Origin of the sequence: Streptomyces sp. NPDC001410 (assembly GCF_042895235.1) — a bacterium.
Classification (GTDB): domain Bacteria; phylum Actinomycetota; class Actinomycetes; order Streptomycetales; family Streptomycetaceae; genus Streptomyces.
Window position 1 is genome coordinate 156,512 of record NZ_JBIAWE010000017.1, and the last position, 14,167, is coordinate 170,678.

9 protein-coding genes, 3 tRNA genes and 1 pseudogene are annotated in these 14,167 nt (G+C 70.7%); 6 read left to right on the forward strand and 7 right to left on the reverse strand.

The window, feature by feature from the left end:
- Positions 1–280: 280 nt before the first annotated feature.
- From ACFY3C_RS33040 to ACFY3C_RS33050, 3 genes are all read right to left on the reverse strand, one after another.
- A tRNA-Ile gene (locus ACFY3C_RS33040) sits at positions 281–357 on the reverse strand.
- 176 nt (positions 358–533) lie between these two features.
- Positions 534–606, reverse strand: a tRNA-Asn gene (locus ACFY3C_RS33045).
- Between the two features lie 6 nt (positions 607–612).
- Positions 613–685, reverse strand: a tRNA-Asn gene (locus tag ACFY3C_RS33050).
- 158 nt (positions 686–843) lie between these two features.
- Between ACFY3C_RS33050 and ACFY3C_RS33055 the strand changes: the two genes are divergently transcribed.
- The 4 genes from ACFY3C_RS33055 (at position 844) to ACFY3C_RS33070 (ending at position 6,481) form a co-directional block, all read left to right on the forward strand.
- Positions 844–1,149, forward strand: a complete 306-nt coding sequence (locus ACFY3C_RS33055) for a hypothetical protein (RefSeq protein ID WP_094217941.1) — start codon at positions 844–846, stop codon at positions 1,147–1,149.
- A gap of 81 nt (positions 1,150–1,230) precedes the next feature.
- Positions 1,231–2,688, forward strand: coding sequence for an FGGY-family carbohydrate kinase (locus tag ACFY3C_RS33060; protein ID WP_386572042.1), 1,458 nt, complete (start codon positions 1,231–1,233; stop codon positions 2,686–2,688).
- Between the two features lie 131 nt (positions 2,689–2,819).
- Positions 2,820–4,553 (forward strand): ABC transporter ATP-binding protein, encoded by a 1,734-nt coding sequence (locus ACFY3C_RS33065; protein ID WP_390773391.1) that lies wholly within the window; start codon positions 2,820–2,822, stop codon positions 4,551–4,553.
- Positions 4,553–6,481 (forward strand): ABC transporter ATP-binding protein, encoded by a 1,929-nt coding sequence (locus tag ACFY3C_RS33070; protein ID WP_390773392.1) that lies wholly within the window; start codon positions 4,553–4,555, stop codon positions 6,479–6,481. The genes ACFY3C_RS33065 and ACFY3C_RS33070 overlap by 1 nt, the downstream gene beginning before the upstream one ends.
- A gap of 36 nt (positions 6,482–6,517) precedes the next feature.
- Here the strand turns inward: ACFY3C_RS33070 and ACFY3C_RS33075 are convergent.
- A pseudogene (locus tag ACFY3C_RS33075) lies at positions 6,518–7,727 on the reverse strand (RNA polymerase sigma factor).
- Positions 7,728–7,927: 200 nt separating this feature from the next.
- Here ACFY3C_RS33075 and ACFY3C_RS33080 point away from each other — a divergent pair.
- Both ACFY3C_RS33080 and ACFY3C_RS33085 read left to right on the forward strand, forming a co-directional pair.
- Complete coding sequence (locus ACFY3C_RS33080) at positions 7,928–8,566, forward strand: hypothetical protein (protein ID WP_390773393.1); 639 nt, start codon at positions 7,928–7,930, stop codon at positions 8,564–8,566.
- Positions 8,563–9,567 carry a nucleotidyl transferase AbiEii/AbiGii toxin family protein gene (locus ACFY3C_RS33085; protein WP_390773394.1) on the forward strand — a complete coding sequence of 335 codons (1,005 nt, stop codon included), beginning with the start codon at positions 8,563–8,565 and terminating at the stop codon, positions 9,565–9,567. The genes ACFY3C_RS33080 and ACFY3C_RS33085 overlap by 4 nt, the downstream gene beginning before the upstream one ends.
- Here ACFY3C_RS33085 and dnaG read toward each other — a convergent pair.
- The 3 genes from dnaG to ACFY3C_RS33100 all read right to left on the reverse strand — a co-directional run bounded on the left by dnaG (position 9,538) and on the right by ACFY3C_RS33100 (position 14,151).
- Positions 9,538–11,433 carry a DNA primase gene (gene dnaG / locus ACFY3C_RS33090; protein ID WP_390773395.1) on the reverse strand — a complete coding sequence of 632 codons (1,896 nt, stop codon included), beginning with the start codon at positions 11,431–11,433 and terminating at the stop codon, positions 9,538–9,540. The genes ACFY3C_RS33085 and dnaG overlap by 30 nt on opposite strands.
- 37 nt (positions 11,434–11,470) lie before the next feature.
- On the reverse strand, positions 11,471–12,736 hold the full coding sequence (locus tag ACFY3C_RS33095) for an NAD(P)/FAD-dependent oxidoreductase (protein WP_390773396.1): 1,266 nt from the start codon (positions 12,734–12,736) through the stop codon (positions 11,471–11,473).
- Positions 12,737–12,873: 137 nt separating this feature from the next.
- The gene (locus ACFY3C_RS33100; protein WP_386572030.1) at positions 12,874–14,151 is read right to left on the reverse strand and encodes a deoxyguanosinetriphosphate triphosphohydrolase; all 1,278 of its coding nucleotides are present in this window, start codon (positions 14,149–14,151) and stop codon (positions 12,874–12,876) included.
- Between the last annotated feature and the right edge of the window lie 16 nt (positions 14,152–14,167).

Genomic DNA, 14,167 nt, shown 5'->3' on the forward strand with positions numbered 1-14,167 from the left:
CCCGCCTGCCACGGCCGAAGGGGGGCGGCAAGTGGGTCCGCAGAGGGCCCTTCCCATTCCCGCGTCCCATCAGCGTCCCAACTCGTGCGTCCGAGCCCCGCGCAGGTCGACGATTACGGCTTCCCCCCGACCACGAACCCACGCATCCGCCCAGGTCAACGCATCGTGAGCCCCGCAGCCCGAAGCGCCGTTGAAGTCACGAGCAGCGGATTCGGTCCGTTCACTCGATGTCCTGAATCCGCACGCCTGCTGAGACGTTTCTGCAGGTCAAGGGCCTGCATGGTGGGGCGGGTGGGACTCGAACCCACGGCCGACGGATTATGAGTCCGCTGCTCTAACCGGCTGAGCTACCGCCCCATAGCGGCGTGTCGCGTACATGTGTGCGCGCCGTCTGCCGCAGCATAGCCGCTCATACGATCTCCTGCTTCGGATGGTCGGCTTCTGCGCTGCTTCCTGACCTTGAGGACTTCGGCGCGCGCGCCGTGGTTCCCGCGGACATGAAAAAGGACCCCGAAGGGTCCTCGTTCAGCGTGCTCCCCCGACTGGACTCGAACCAGTAACCTGCCGGTTAACAGCCGGCTGCTCTGCCAATTGAGCTACGGAGGACCGAAGCTCCCCCGACTGGACTCGAACCAGTAACCTGCCGGTTAACAGCCGGCTGCTCTGCCAATTGAGCTACGGAGGATCGCCTCGTTGCATCGAACGTACCTACCTGGGTGTTCGCCAGGCGGCGGGCGCTCGCTGCGACACATACATTAGCGCAAGCAGGGGGGTGCTCCGCCAATCGGTTCCCCCCGGTCCCGACGCCGCACCACAGACCTACCCCAGGGAAGGGTGGCAGCCATGCGCTACCGGCTCACGTTCGTCGCCGGACTGGCCCTCGGTTACGTACTCGGCACGAGGGCTGGGCGCGAGCGCTACGAGCAGCTGAAGAAGTCCGCTCGTCAGATCGCGCAGAACCCCGCCGTACGCAACACCGCGGAGACCGCCGCCCAGCAGGGCCGCGTGTACGCGGGCAAGGCCTTCCACACGGTCACCCACAAGGTCGGCGACCACGTCCCCGACTCGGTGACCCAACGCGTCCGCTCCCTGCGCGAACGCAACACCAACGGCTTCCCGGAGGACGACTGGGGCACGAGCAACACGTAGCGGCACCTATCGGCGCCGGGCACGGCAACTCCACGGCGCCCACGGCCAAAGCAAGCGCAGCGATACGGCAGAATTTTGGACATGGGGATAGTCGCCGGGTTGGACAGCTCGCCCGATTTCACGCGCATCGTCGTCTGTGACGCGGACACGGGCGCCGTACTCAGGCAGGGGTACGCCCCGCATCCGGTGGAGGCACCGGAAGGCGTGGGCGGGCGGCCCAGCGACGTGGATCCGCAGGCCTGGCTGCTGTCCCTGGGCGAGGCCGCGGGGGGCGGCCTGCTGGAGGGCGTGCAGGCCATCGGTGTCTCCTCACAGCAGAACGCGCTGGTCCCGCTGGACGCGCAGGGCAACACGGTGCGTCCGGCGCTGGTCGGCGGCGACAAGCGGGCGCAGGTCGCGGCGGCCGATCTCATCGACGCGCTCGGCGGCCGGGAGGCCTGGGCGCAGGCGGTCGGCTGTGTGCCGCAGGCCGCGCAGCCGGTGACCAAGCTGCGCTGGCTCGCGAAGAACGAACCCGAGAACGCGCACCGGATCGCCGCTCTGCTGCAGGCTCACGACTGGCTGGTGTGGCAGCTGCTGGGGCGGCCGGTGCGCCGGACCACCGACCGCGGCGGAGCCTCCGGCACCGGGTACTGGTCCGCCGCCACCGGTGGCTACCGGCCCGACCTGGTCGAGCTGGCGCTCGGCCACCAGGCGATGCTGCCCGAGGTGATCGGCCCGGCGGACGCGGCCGGTACGACCCCGGAGGGGCTGCTGATCTCGGCCGGCACCGGGGAGACCATGGCCGCCGCGTTCGGGCTCGGGATCGGGCTCGGGGACGCGGTCGTGTCGCTCGGGGCCTCCGGGTCCGTGATGGCCGTGCACCCGGAGGCGCTCGCCGACCAGGCCGGGATGATCACGTCCCTCGCCGACGCCACCGGCATGCACCTGCCGGTCGTCACCACCCTGAACGCCGTACGCACCCTGCGCGGCACCGCCGAACTCCTCGGTCTGCCGGACCTGGAGAGCCTGTCCGAGCTGGCGATGAAGTCGACTCCGGGGTCGCACGGGCTGGTGCTCCTGCCGTACCTGGAGGGTGAGCGGACGCCGAGTCTGCCGCACACCGCCGGCACCATCGCCGGGCTGCGGCGCGAGTCGATGAAGCCCGAGCATCTGGCGCGGGCCTCGTTCGAGGGCATGCTGTGCGGGCTGGCCGACGCGCTGGACGTGCTGCGCGGGCGGGGTGTGGAGGTGCGGCGGATCTTCCTGCTGGGCCAGGCCGCCGAGCTGCCCGCCGTGCAGGCCGCGGCGCCCTCGCTGTTCGGCGTGCAGGTCGTCGTACCGCAGCCCGCGGACTACGCGGCGATCGGCGCGGCCCGGCAGGCCGCGTGGGCGCTCGGCGTGTCGCAGGGCGCACTCGACCCGCGCACCCCGCCGGTCTGGCCGGGGCCGGCCGCGCAGGTCCTGGAGCCGGGCGACCAACTGGCTGTGGGGCAGGCCGTGCGGCAGCAGTTCGTGTCGGTGCGGGAGCAGACCCACCCCGGGGCGTTTCGCCCATAGCGCCACAAACGCACAGGGTCGTACGGGCACCGCTGTTGGGTTAATCGGTTGAGGTAACGCGGGTGGAGTGTTCGACGATAGGGGCCAGGGGCAACCGACCAGCCCCTACCGCCGACTCCGAGAGACGTAGCGTGCTCATACGACTTCTGCGGACCTACCTCAGGCCCTACAAGAAACCCATAGCTCTCCTGGTGCTGCTGCAGTTCCTGCAGACCTGCGCCACCCTCTACCTGCCCACACTCAACGCGCACATCATCGACAACGGTGTCGTGAAGGGTGACACGGGCTACATCCTGTCCTTCGGCGCCCTGATGATCGGCATCTCGCTGGCCCAGGTCGTCTGCAACATCGGTGCCGTGTACTACGGCGCCCGCACCGCCTCCGCGCTCGGCCGGGACGTGCGCGGTGCCGTGTTCGACCGGGTGCAGTCCTTCTCCTCCCGTGAGGTGGGTCACTTCGGGGCGCCCTCGCTCATCACCCGTACGACCAACGACGTCCAGCAGGTCCAGATGCTGGCCCTGATGACGTTCACGCTGATGGTGTCGGCGCCCATCATGTGTGTCGGCGGGATCGTGCTGGCGCTCGGCCTGGACGTGCCGCTGTCCGCGGTGCTCATCGCCGTCGTGCCCGTGCTCGGCATCTCCGTGACGCTGATCGTGCGCCGGCTGCGGCCGCTGTTCCGGGCCATGCAGGTCCGCCTGGACACGGTGAACCGGGTGCTGCGCGAGCAGATCACCGGCAACCGGGTGATCCGCGCCTTCGTCCGGGACGAGTACGAGCAGGGCCGGTTCGGGAAGGCGAACGGCGACCTGACCGAGATGCAGCTGGCCACCGGCCGGATGCTCGCGCTGATGTTCCCGATCGTCATGACGGTGGTGAACCTGTCGTCGATCGCGGTGGTGTGGTTCGGCGCGCACCGCATCGACAGCGGCGGGATGCAGATCGGCGACCTGACCGCGTTCCTCGCCTATCTGATGCAGATCGTCATGTCCGTGATGATGGCCACCTTCATGTTCATGATGGTGCCGCGCGCGGAGGTGTGCGCCGAGCGCATCCAGGAGGTCCTGGGCACCGACTCGAGCGTGGTGCCGCCGGCTTCCCCGGTCGTCGAGCTGCGCCGGCACGGGCATCTGGAGATCCGGGGCGCGGGCTTCCGCTATCCGGGTGCCGAGGAGCCGGTGCTGAAGTCCATCGACCTGGTCGCCAGGCCGGGTGAGACGACCGCCGTGATCGGCTCGACCGGCAGCGGCAAGTCGACCCTGCTCGGTCTGGTCCCGCGGCTGTTCGACGCCACCGAGGGCGAGGTCCTGGTGGACGGTGTCGACGTCCAGCAGGTCGAGCCGGCGCTGCTCGCGAAGACCGTCGGGCTCGTGCCGCAGAAGCCGTACCTGTTCGCGGGGACGGTCGCGACCAACCTGCGCTACGGCAACCCGGACGCCACCGACGAGGAACTGTGGCACGCACTGGAGGTGGCGCAGGCCAGGGACTTCGTGCAGAAGCTGGAGGGCGGCCTGAACGCGCCGATCGCGCAGGGCGGCACGAACGTGTCGGGCGGTCAGCGCCAGCGCCTCGCCATCGCCCGCACCCTCGTACAGCGCCCGGAGATCTACCTCTTCGACGACTCCTTCTCCGCGCTCGACTACGCGACGGACGCGGCGCTGCGCTCGGCGCTCGCCCAGGAGACCGCCGAGGCGACCGTCGTCATCGTCGCCCAGCGCGTGGCGACCATCCGGGACGCGGACCGGATCGTCGTGCTGGACGAGGGCCTGGTGGTCGGCACCGGCCGGCACCACGAGCTGATGGCGGGCAACGAGACGTACCGGGAGATCGTGCTCTCCCAGCTCACGGAAGCGGAGGCTGCCTGATGGCCGGGCCCATGGGACGCATGATGGCCGGGGGCGGCCCCGACCAGCGCTCGATGGACTTCAAGGGGTCGGGCAAACGGCTCGTCGCCCGGTTCAGGCCCGAACGGGTCACCATCTACGCCCTGCTGCTGTGCGTGGTCGTCAGCGTCGCCCTGAGCGTGATCGGCCCGAAGATCCTCGGCAGGGCCACCGACCTGGTGTTCGCCGGCATCGTCGGCCGGCAGATGCCGGCCGGGGCCACCAAGGAGCAGGTGCTCCAGTCGATGCGCGAGCGGGGCCAGGGCTCCATCGCCGACATGCTGAAGAGCACCGACTTCACCCCCGGCAAGGGCATCGACTTCGATGCCGTCGGGAACGTCCTGCTGATCGCGCTCGGCACCTTCCTGGTCGCCGGTCTGCTGATGGCGGTCGCCACCCGACTGGTCAACCGGGCCGTGAACCGCACGATGTACCGGATGCGCGAGGACGTGCAGACGAAGCTGTCCCGGCTGCCGCTGTCGTACTTCGACAAGCGCCAGCGCGGCGAGGTGCTCTCGCGGGCCACCAACGACATCGACAACATCGGGCAGACGCTCCAGCAGTCGATGGGCCAGCTGATCAACTCGGTGCTGACCATCATCGGCGTGCTCGTGATGATGTTCTGGGTCTCCTGGATCCTGGCGCTGGTCGCGCTGGTGACGGTGCCGCTGTCGTTCGTGGTCGCCACCCGGGTCGGCAAGCGGTCGCAGCCGCACTTCGTGCAGCAGTGGCGCTCCACCGGCAAGCTGAACGCGCACGTCGAGGAGATGTACACCGGGCACACCCTGGTGAAGGTGTTCGGGCGGCAGCAGGAGTCGGCGAAGCAGTTCGCCGAGCAGAACGAGGCGCTGTACGAGGCCGGGTTCAAGGCGCAGTTCAACAGCGGTGTGATGCAGCCGCTGATGATGTTCGTGTCGAACCTGAACTATGTGCTGGTGGCGGTCGTCGGTGGCCTCAGGGTCGCGTCGGGCGCGCTGTCCATCGGTGACGTGCAGGCCTTCATCCAGTACTCGCGGCAGTTCTCGATGCCGCTGACGCAGGTCGCGTCGATGGCGAACCTGGTGCAGTCGGGTGTCGCCTCGGCCGAGCGGATCTTCGAACTCCTGGACGCGGAGGAGCAGGAGGCGGATCCGGTGCCGGGCGAGCGGCCGGCGCAGCTGCGCGGGCGGGTGGCGCTGGAGGGCGTGTCCTTCCGGTACGACCCGGAGAAGCCGCTGATCGAGGACCTGTCGCTGACGGTGGAGCCCGGGCAGACGGTGGCGATCGTCGGCCCGACCGGTGCCGGCAAGACCACGCTGGTCAACCTGCTGATGCGGTTCTACGACGTCTCGGGCGGCCGGATCACCCTGGACGGCGTGGACATCCGGAAGATGTCCCGGGACGAACTGCGGTCCGGGATCGGGATGGTGCTGCAGGACACCTGGCTGTTCGGCGGCAGCATCGCGGACAACATCGCCTACGGCGCCTCGCGCGAAGTCACCCCGGGCGAGATCGAGGAGGCGGCGCGGGCGGCCCACGCGGACCGGTTCATCCGCACCCTGCCCGAGGGGTACGACACCGTGATCGACGACGAGGGCACGGGGGTCAGCGCCGGTGAGAAGCAGCTCATCACCATCGCGCGGGCGTTCCTGTCCGACCCGACGATCCTGGTGCTGGACGAGGCGACCAGCTCCGTCGACACCCGCACCGAGGTGCTGATCCAGAAGGCGATGGCCAAACTCGCCGACGGGCGGACCTCGTTCGTCATCGCGCACCGGCTCTCCACCATCCGGGACGCCGACACGATCCTGGTGATGGAGAACGGCTCCATCGTCGAACAGGGCGCCCACGCGGAGCTGTTGTCTGCCGACGGGGCTTATGCGCGGTTGTACAAGGCACAGTTCGCGCAGGCCGTGGCCGAGGTCGACTGACTCCCGGGGGTCGCTCACGTCAGGTGGGCGGCCCCCTCAGTCCAGGTATCCCCGTAGCTGGTCGGCGAAGGCATGATCCCGGAGCTTGTTCAGCGTCTTCGACTCGATCTGCCGTATCCGTTCCCGGGTCACGCCGAACAGGCGCCCTATCTCCTCCAGGGTGCGCGGGCGGCCGTCGGCCAGGCCGTAGCGGAGCTGGACGACCTTGCGCTCCCGCTCGCCGAGGGTGGAGAGCACGGCCTCCAGGTGCTCGCGGAGCAGCAGGAACGCGGCCGACTCGACAGGGCTCGTGGCGTCGCCGTCCTCGATGAGGTCGCCGAGCGCGACGTCGTCCTCCTCGCCCACCGGGGCGTGCAGGGACACCGGCTCCTGGGCCAGGCGCAGCACCTCGCCGATCCGCTCGGGGGGCAGGTCCAGATGCGCGGCGACCTCTTCCGGCGTCGGCTCGTAGCCGCGTTCCTGGAGCATGCGGCGCTGCACCCGGACGACCCGGTTGATCAGCTCCACCACGTGCACGGGGACCCGGATGGTGCGGGCCTGGTCGGCCAGGGCGCGGGACATGGCCTGCCGGATCCACCAGGTGGCGTAGGTGGAGAACTTGTAGCCGCGGGCGTAGTCGAACTTCTCCACGGCCCGGATGAGCCCGAGGTTGCCCTCCTGGACCAGGTCGAGCATGGTCAGGCCGCGGCCGACGTACCGCTTGGCGACGGAGACCACCAGCCGCAGGTTGGCCTCGATGAGGCGGCGCTTGGCCATCCGGCCCATGACGACGAGCCGGTCCAGGTCGAGCGCGAGCTGGCTGTCCAGGTCGGGGGTACTACCCAGCTTCTCCTCGGCGAACAGCCCCGCCTCGACCCGGCGGGCGAGTTCGACCTCCTCCGCCGCGGTGAGCAGCGGGATGCGGCCGATCTCGCGCAGGTACTGCCGGAACAGGTCCGAGGAGGGCCCGCCGGTCTCGGCGCGGGCGACGGGCGGGGCCTCGACGGGTTCGGGGGTCTCCTCCGGCGCTCCGGGCTCGCCGGGCTCGTCGGGGTCCTCCCGCAGCGCCTCGGCGGGCGGCTCCGCCGGCTCGGGGGCGCCGTCCGGGTGGCCGAGGGCGCGGCCCTGCGGGGGCACGGCCACAAGGACGTCGGACTCGGCGTCCGACTCGTCGGCGGTGGTGCTGGTGCTGCTGTCGGTCTGGCTGAGGGTCTGGGTCTGCACGGGGGCGACCTCCAGGATGATCGCTGCTCAAGGTGTGCGGCAGCGGTACTTCGGGAGCGGAGAGTCGACGGCCTGCGCTCCTGGACAGGCCCTGGGGACTCGGGCACCGCCCCCAGTGTGGGGGAAGACACATCTCCGCCACGAGGGGCTTGCGGTGACTTTTTGCATCCGGCTCGTGACCGGTTGGTGACCAGGGCCGGAAACTCGGGTGCCGCACCCCGGCCGGTCTGCGACGATCTCCCGGTGTCCGGACTCCTGTACGAAACCCATGTGACCGTCGACTGCGCGGCCCCCGTCGAGGCGGAGCGGCTGCGCGTCTGGGCGGATGCCGCGGGGCTGAAGCTGACGCACATCGTGCTGGCCCGCGGCCGGATGCGGCAGCAGCCGATGCTCACCCTCGCCGGATCCACGTCGTACGCCGAGGAGTCGGCGCGGGCGGACCGGACCGTGGCGGCGCTGCGGGCGGACGGTTTCGCGCCGGTCCGGGTGAAGATCGAGTCGGTGCCGTGGGCACCGGAGGTACCGGCCGGGCCGTGTGGGGGCGGGCGGTCCCGTGGACAGTACTTCGAGCACCACGTGAAGCTGCTCCTGGACGCGGACACCGACCTCGGCGCCCTGACCGCACGGGTCGTCCCGCACGGCGCGCACCTGTCGTGGAACGCCCGGCGGGTACAGCAGGGCGGACGGCACGAGCGGTTCGTGACCCAGCGCTGCCGGGGCGTGGCGGACGAGGACGCGGGGCGGGCGCTGGAGCGGCTGCTTGCGGAGCTGGACGGGTTCGACGTGCTGTCCGTGGAGCGGGAGTTCGTGCTCTACGACAGTGACGAGTCGGTGGACGAGGGGTGGCTCGAGGAGCCGACGACCCAGGGAGCGGGCGTATGAGCGGCACATGGCGGAACTTCGGGTGGCAGGCGAACGAGATACCGCGCGAGCCGCTGGACGAGACGACGCGCCAGGCCAAGGACCTGCCCAGAACGCTGACCCGGGTGCCCGGCCGGGACGTGACGCAGCGGCCCGTCTTCGAACCGGCGCTGAAGCACTACCAGAACGCCTACCGGGCCACCGACCCCGTCTTCACCGACCCGGCGCGCGGCGAGGCCTGGCGGGCCGCCCGACGGCGAGCCCAGCACCTGGTGCTGGCCGGCATCGCAGCCTCACCGTGGGCGGACGCCCTGGTGCTGCGCGGCAGCCTGCTGATGTCGGCGTGGTTCGGGGAGGCCGCCCGCGAACCCGGTGATCTGGACTTCGTCGTCGTACCGGCCGCCTGGCGGATCGAAGAGGAGCGCACGGAGCAGATGTTCGCGGGCGTCGCCGAGGCGGCCGAGGCCCATGGAGACGAGGTCCGTTTCTACCCGCGCACCGCGGTCGTGGAGGACATCTGGACCTACGACCGGGTGCCAGGCCGCCGGATGGTCCTGCCCTGGTCGGCGCCGGGACTACCCGGGGGGCACGTCCAGCTCGACTTCGTCTTCAACGAGCCGCTGCCCGACGAGCCCGAGCCGCTGGAACTGCCGGGCGGGGCGGTGCTGCTCGCGGCGACGCCCGCGCTGTCGCTCGTCTGGAAGCTGATGTGGCTGCTCACCGACGTGCACGGCCAGGGCAAGGACCTGTACGACGCCGTCCTGCTCGCCGAGCACCACCCTCTCTCCCGCGAGCTGCTGCACGAAGTGTTCCGGCTGTCGGGCGAGTGGCCGTATCCGTACCGGCAGAAGATCCTGCTGGAGGACATCGTGGAGGTGGCCGGGGAGGTCGAGTGGAACCACTTCGCCACCGAATACCCCCAGTTCACCGAAAGGGAGCGGGAGTTCGCGGAGCGGCTGGTGCGGGCGGTGACACCGGCGTTCGACGACGTGTCAGAGGGCGGCGGCACCCCGCGTCTTTAGGGCTTGGTCGTACTGCTGCAGGACCCACAGTTCGTTCCGCGCCGCGGCCAGCTGGGCCGGGTCGCCCCCCGCCTCCAGCCGCCTGACGGTGATCTGGATCTCCTGGACACGGCGCTCCACGGCACGGCGGCGCACGGTCACGAGCTGCTCACCGGCGTAGTTCTCGTCGACCGTCCTGCGCATGATCGCCTCCACGGCCAGTTCGGTGACCATGGCGCGGACCGTGTCCTCAGGGGCCGCCTCGCGGACCCGCATCAGGTATTCCTGCGCGTCCTGCATGCCGTACTCGGCGCCGCCCGCGTCCAGGATGGCTTGGCGCACGGCAGCGTACGGGGCGGCGGTGAACTCGTCGACACCATACGCGTCGAAGGCCGGGGAGACCAGTTCCGGGCGCTGCAGGGCGAGCTTGAGAAGTTCGCGCTCGGTGGCGAAGACGGGGTTGCGGAGCTGGAGCGCGGGGCCCCCGGAGACGGTCCGGGGGGCGGCCTCGTACGGCTGCGGAGACGAGGGGACCGGCCCCTTTCCGCCGCGCTCGCGCGCCCAGCGGGCCAGCTGGGCCACGCGCTTGACCACGAACTGGGTGTCGAGGATGCCGAGCATGCCGGCGAGTTCGACGGCCACCTCGTGCTGGGCGCCGCTGTTCTTGATGCGGGCGACGATCGGCGCGGCCTCGTCCAGGGCGGCCGCGCGGCCCGCCGGGGTGTCGAGGTCGTAGCGGCTCACGATCTGGCGCAGCGCGAACTCGAAGAGCGGAGTGCGGGGTTCGGCCAGGTCGGCGACCGCCTCGTCGCCCTTGGCCAGGCGCAGCTCGCAGGGGTCCATACCGTCGGGCGCGATCGCGATGTAGGTCTCGGCGGCGAACTTCTGGTCGTCCTCGAAAGCGCGCAGGGCCGCCTTCTGGCCGGCCGCGTCGCCGTCGAAGGTGAAGATCACCCGGGCCGAGCCGTTGTCCATGAGGAGCCGGCGGAGGATCTTGATGTGGTCGCCGCCGAAGGCCGTACCGCAGGTGGCGACGGCCGTCGTCACACCGGCCAGATGGCAGGCCATGACGTCCGTGTAGCCCTCGACGACGACGGCCCGGCTGGCCTTGGCGATGTGCGGCTTGGCGAGGTCGATGCCGTACAGGACCTGGGACTTCCGGTAGATCGCCGTATCGGGCGTGTTCAGGTACTTCGGGCCGTTGTCCGCCTCGTACAGCTTGCGGGCGCCGAAGCCGACGACCTCGCCGCCGATGTCCCGGATGGGCCACATGAGGCGGCCCCGGAACCGGTCGATGGGACCGCGGCGGCCCTCCTGCGACAGTCCGGACAGGACCAGCTCCTTGTCCGTGAAGCCCTTGCCGCGCAGGTAGCGGGTGAGGTGGTCCCAGCCCTGAGGGCTGTAGCCGACGCCGAAGTGGACGGCGGCGGCCTGGTCGAAGCCGCGCTCGGCGAGGAACATCCGGCCGGTCTCGGCCTCGGGGCTGGTGGCGAGCTGCTCGGCGTACCACTGGGCGGCGATCTTGTGCGCCTCGACCAGGCGGATACGCTCGCCGCGCTGGTGGGCGGGGTTGTACCCGCCCTCCTCGTAGCGCAGCGTGATGCCGGCCTGGGCGGCCAGGCGCTCGACCGCCTCCGAGAAGGAGAGGTGATCCACCTTCATGACGAAGGTGATGGTGTCGCCGCCCTCCTGGCAGCCGAAGCAGTGGAAGAGTCCCTTGCTCGGGCTGACCTGGAAGGACGGCGACTTCTCGTCGTGGAAGGGGCACAGCCCCTTGAGGTTGCCGCCACCGGCGTTGCGCAGCTGGAGGTACTCGGAGACCACGGCGTCGATCGGGACCGCGTCCCGTACCGCCTTCACGTCCTCGTCGTTGATCCGTCCTGCCACGAGGTGATTCTACGGGGCGGCAGTGACACCTCCGGGTTCAGGAGACCAGGCTGTCGAGGGGCACGTGCGGGTCTGCCAGGGCCTCCGTGTTCACCCGGGCCTGGGAACGGATCAGGTTCTGGATCTGCTCTGTGACATCCCACACGTTCACGTTCATCCCGGCCAGGACGCGCCCCTCCTTGATCCAGAACGCGATGAACTCCCGCTTGCCCGCGTCGCCCCGGATGACGACCTCGTCGTAGGAGCCCGGCGGCGCCCAGCCGCTGTACTCCATCCCGAGGTCGTACTGGTCGGTGAAGAAGTAGGGCACCCGGTCGTAGACGACGTCGCTGCCGAGCATGGCGCGGGCGGCGGCCGGGCCGCCGTTGAGGGCGTTGGCCCAGTGCTCGACCCGGATCCGGGTGCCGAAGAGCGCCAGCGGGAACGCGGCGACGTCGCCGGCCGCGTGGATGTCCGGGTCGGAGGTGCACAGCCGCTCGTCCACGACGACACCGCCTCCGTGCGCCCGGTCGGCGATCTCCAGCCCTGCCGACTCCGCGAGCGCGGCCCGCGGTGCCGCGCCGATCGCCGCGAGGACGGCGTGCGCCGGGTGCTCCTCGCCGTCGTCGGTGCGCACCGCGAGGACCATGCCGTCCTGGCCGACGATCTCGGTGAGCCGGACGCCGAAGCGGAAGCGGACGCCGTGCTCGCGGTGCAGCTCGGCGAAGACGTTGCCCAGCTCCGGGCCGAGCACGCTGTGCAGCGGGGTCGCCAGCGGTTCGATGACGGTGACCTCGGCGCCGTACTCGCGGGCCGCCGCCGCGACCTCCAGGCCGATCCAGCCGGCGCCTGCGATCACGAGGTGCCCGTTGTCCCGGCCGAGGTGCTGGAGGACGCCCTTGAGCCGCTCGGCGTGGGCGAGGCGGCGCAGATGGTGGACACCCACGAGGTCGGTGCCGGGGATGTCGAGGCGGCGGGGCTCCGCGCCGGTGGCGAGCAGGAGCTTGTCGTAGTGGACGAGGGTGCCGTCGTCGCCGAAGCGGACGGTCTTCGCGACGCGGTCGATCCGGTCGACGGTCTGGCCGAGGTGCAGCTCGACGTCGTTCTGCGCGTACCAGGCCGGCTCGTGCACGAAGACGCTGTCGCGCTCCTCCTTGCCGAGCAGGAAGCCCTTGGACAGGGGCGGGCGCTCGTACGGGTGGTCACGCTCGTCGCAGATCAGTATCACCCGGCCGCTGAAGCCCTCCGCCCGGAGCGTCTCGGCCGCCTTCGCACCGGCGAGACCGCCTCCGACGATGACGAATGTCTGATCCGCGTCGACCACTTGATGCCTCCTACGGGGTGTCTGAGGGGTGTCCCCTCAGAAAACACAGCGGGTGCCGCCACATGCGAGCGTCCCGCACGCAGCGTGCTGCGGGAAGAGGGAGTGCCCCGATCAGGCCACCCTGCGTCACGTTCCTCTCACATATGCCCCGTCAGTCTCGCGTGCAGCGAGCGTGCGGAGGCGTCGGTGAGGGAGGCGATCTGGTCGACGATCACCCGCTTGCGCGCATGGTCGTCGGGTGCCTCCTCGAACAGCGCCCGGAACTGGGGCTCCAGACCGTCCGGCGCGCGGGCGGTGAGCGCCTCGGCCAGCTCGGCGACGACCACCCGCTGGTCGGCACGGAGCCGCTCCTGCTCGGCGCGCTGCATGACGTACCGGTCGGCGACCGCCTTGAGCACCGCGCACTCCATTCGGGTCTCGCGGGGTACGACGAGTTCGGCACCGTAGCGGGTGAGCCGGCCGGTGCCGTACGCGGCGCGGGTGGCGGTCTCGGCGGCCAGGCAGAACCGGCCGATGAGCTGGCTGGTGGCGTCCTTGAGGCGGGCCTGGGCGACCGCCGTGCCGTCGTAGCCGTGCGGCCACCACTCCTCGTCCTGGAGGCGGTCGAGGGCGGCGGCCAGCTCCGCCGGGTCGGTGTCCGCGGGGACGTAGCGGCCGATGGCCACCTCGAACACCGCCTGCCGCTCGGGCTCCGCGTGCAGGCAGTTGGGGTCGATGTGGCCCGCGTGCAGGCCGTCCTCGACGTCGTGCACCGAGTACGCCACGTCGTCCGACCAGTCCATGACCTGGGCCTCGAAGCAGGTGCGGGTGCCCGGGGCGGTCTTGCGGACCCAGTCGAACACCGGGCGGTCGTCCTCGTACACGCCGAACTTCGGGGACTTCGGGGCGGTGGGGTGGGCGCCGCGCGGCCAGGGGTACTTGGTGGCGGCGTCCAGGGCGGCACGGGTGAGGTTGAGGCCGACGGAGCCCTCAGGGGTGAAGCGCTTGGGCTCGATGCGGGTGAGGAGCCTCAGGGACTGCGCGTTGCCCTCGAAACCGCCGCAGTCGTCGGCGAATTCGTTCAGCGCGACTTCGCCGTTGTGGCCGAAGGGCGGGTGACCCAGGTCGTGCGAGAGGCAGGCCGCCTCCACCAGGTCGGGGTCGCAGCCGAGGGCCGCGCCCAGCTCTCGGCCCACCTGGGCGCACTCCAGGGAGTGGGTGAGGCGGGTGCGGGGGCTGGCGTCCCATGCGAGGCTGCGTGTGCCGGGCGTGACCACCTGGGTTTTGCCGGCCAGGCGACGAAGTGCTGCGCTGTGCAGGATGCGGGCGCGGTCGCGTTGGAAGGCGGTGCGGCCTGGGCGTTTGTCGGGTTCGGGGGCCCAGCGGTCGACTGACGTCGGGTCGTAGGCGGTGTCTTCTTGTGCGGTGCCTTCCATGATTCGACAGTAAGGG